Below are 2311 nucleotides of genomic sequence, written 5' to 3'. Positions count from 1 at the left end.
ACCCTCCCGGGCACCCGGCTCGACGTCACCGGCACCTCGGCGGCGGCCTTCCGGGGCACCCGATCCGGTGGCACCGGGACCCGCGCGGCGCCTCCAGGCCGCCGCACCGGCGGCGCCGGCGCCCAGGCCGCACTCTTCGGCGCCTGCGCGGGCCGCGCGTTCCGGCCCGTCGTGCCTTGGAGCCGGTCGCCCCGCCGGTCATCGGGCCGGGGCGGGGTGTGGGCGGCGGCGGGGCCGGTGGCGATGAGAGCGAGCAGGACGGTGATCAGGAGGAGCGGCGCGCGTCTGGCCCCCACCGTCACATCCCCCCGGCGATCCGGGCGAAGTCCTCCAGCGCCCCTCGGAACGCCTCCGGCCCGACCGCCAGCGGGCCGGTGAAGACGTGCGAGATGTCCCATGACAGGTAGATGCCGAACCCGAGCAGCCCCGCCGTCGCCACCAGAGGCAGGATCGCGAGCCCGCGCGGCCTGGCCCCGGCGAGGAAGGGGAAGACGACGACCAGCAGGCCGGTCAGGACCGTCAGGTGGAGCAGCCCGGCGGGCGGGGTCGCGGCGGCGTCGGCGGTGCGCAGGGCACGGGCGGTGGAGAGGGCGCCGAGGTGGTGCAGGACGCCGGCCTTGGCGTCCTCCTCCTGGTTGTCGCCCGGCTCAAGCGCGTGGACCCGGGCGCGCAGGTCGTCGAGCCGTTCGGCGCCGACCGGGTGCATCTTGCCCTCGGCCATGAGCGGCCACTCGTCGCGCACCACGAACGTCAGGTAGTCCTGCAGCCCCTTGCGCACCTCCTGGGAGGCGGTGTCGGGCAGCTCCGAGGCGGCCCAGTAGGCGTCCACCGCCGCCTGGCTCTCAGCGTGGGTGTTGAGGCGCGCGGCGTCGGCGGTCGTCCACGGCACGATGACCGCGATGGCGAACACCAGCAGGAACATGGCCGACAACATCGCCCCCGCGTGCGAGGCGGAAGGGCCGCCGGGGTCGCGGTCGTCGCCCGCTTTCCTCACCCCCCTGAACGCCAGCGCGGTGAGCGCCACCACGCCCACCGCCGCCACGATCGAGAGCGTGTACGCCACCATGAAAATCTCCCGAAACTGTTGTCGATACGTAGCGTCACATTACTATCACGCAGCGCAATGATGGCGTCAGGTCGGGAACGGTAAAGTCCAGGGCAAGGATCACGCCCTCGGGCCGTTTGATGGACCGAGCCGCCGCCGGGCGGCCTCCACCCCCGGGCCGGGCTGGACGGATTGCGGGCGCTGACAAGCGCACCTCACAAAATGTCCAGTCGATCGCTGATATTTCGGAAATATCGGGACCATGGACGGCGTGAATCTCAACGGCCGTAAATTCGTGATGGTGAGCTCGACCTCGAGCACGGTGAACCCCGACAGTCCCACGGAGTTCGACTACTGGGAACGCGACGAGGTGGTGTGGGGCGCCTACACCGGTGACACCGTGACCCACGGCCGCTTCGTCGGCACCCGCGACGGCGACCAGGTGACCATCTCGTACGCACACGCCCTCGTTGCCGGCGGCAAGGCCGGAGGCCGCAGCACCAGCCGCATCGAGACCGGCGACGACGGCCTCCTGCGGCTGGTGGAGGAGTTCACGTTCGAGGGCGACGACACCCCTCACATCAGCATCTGCATCGAACGCCCCTGACTCCCCACCCCGCCCCTGACCAGGACTTCCACCCCTTCGGAAGGGATGGGGTCAGCTTCACCCGTCCCCCTTCCGTCCCTTCGGAAGGGGGACGGGGGTCCGCTGCACGCCCACCAGTACTCAGGAATTCCATCCCTGTGAAGAGGCGGGGGTCCACTGCACGTCTCTCCCCACTCACCCGTACTCAGGAGTTCCGCCCCTTCGGAAGGCGTGGGGGTCCACTTCGCGCCCATCCACACCCACCCGCGCTCAAGTCCTGTGGGAAGGGGTGGGGTCCGCTTTACGCCCATCTCCACCCCCTCGTACTCAGGGGTTCTGTCCCTTGAAAGGGGTAAGGGGGGTGGGCCGGGCCGACGGCGTTCGATGCGCTCCCGGGGCTGTTCCTTGGAGCTGGCGGGCCCTCCAGGTGACCGTGGTCCTGTGGCGAGTCGCCTGCGCGTCCGGGCGTCTCTCGCGGAATGTCACGCTTGCCGCCGGCCCCCGGGCGAGGGCACACCTGCGCCGCACCCCAGCCCAAGAGGATTCCAACCGAGCGGCGGGACGGCCGGCCCACCGGCGACCATCCCGCCCGTACCCCTGCGCACCTCGCCTCCGGGTGGGGGCGTGCCTGTGTCGCGCCCCTGATCGAGAGCGGTGTGGGGTGAGGGTGGGCCTTTGGG

At 71.2% G+C, this 2311-nt stretch carries 3 protein-coding genes; 1 reads left to right on the top strand and 2 read right to left on the bottom strand.

Annotated elements, in window-relative coordinates:
* A partial coding sequence (locus tag C1J01_RS49450) for a hypothetical protein (RefSeq protein ID WP_220040485.1) occupies nt 1-296 on the bottom strand: 296 nt, incomplete at its 3' end.
* Nucleotides 297-298: 2 nt separating this feature from the next.
* Nucleotides 299-1066, bottom strand: a complete 768-nt coding sequence (locus C1J01_RS47660) for a bestrophin-like domain (RefSeq protein WP_111185714.1) — start codon at nt 1064-1066, stop codon at nt 299-301.
* 241 nt (nt 1067-1307) lie between these two features.
* Here C1J01_RS47660 and C1J01_RS47655 point away from each other — a divergent pair, with 241 nt between their 5' ends.
* On the top strand, nt 1308-1652 hold the full coding sequence (locus C1J01_RS47655) for an avidin-fold protein (protein ID WP_235855154.1): 345 nt from the start codon (nt 1308-1310) through the stop codon (nt 1650-1652).
* The last annotated feature ends 659 nt before the right edge of the window (nt 1653-2311 follow it).

The sequence above is a fragment of the Nonomuraea aridisoli genome (assembly GCF_003236395.1).
In the GTDB taxonomy this organism is placed as follows: Bacteria; Actinomycetota; Actinomycetes; order Streptosporangiales; family Streptosporangiaceae; genus Nonomuraea; species Nonomuraea aridisoli.
Note: the sequence above shows the minus strand (reverse complement) of the source record. Positions and strands in the feature narration are given on the sequence as shown.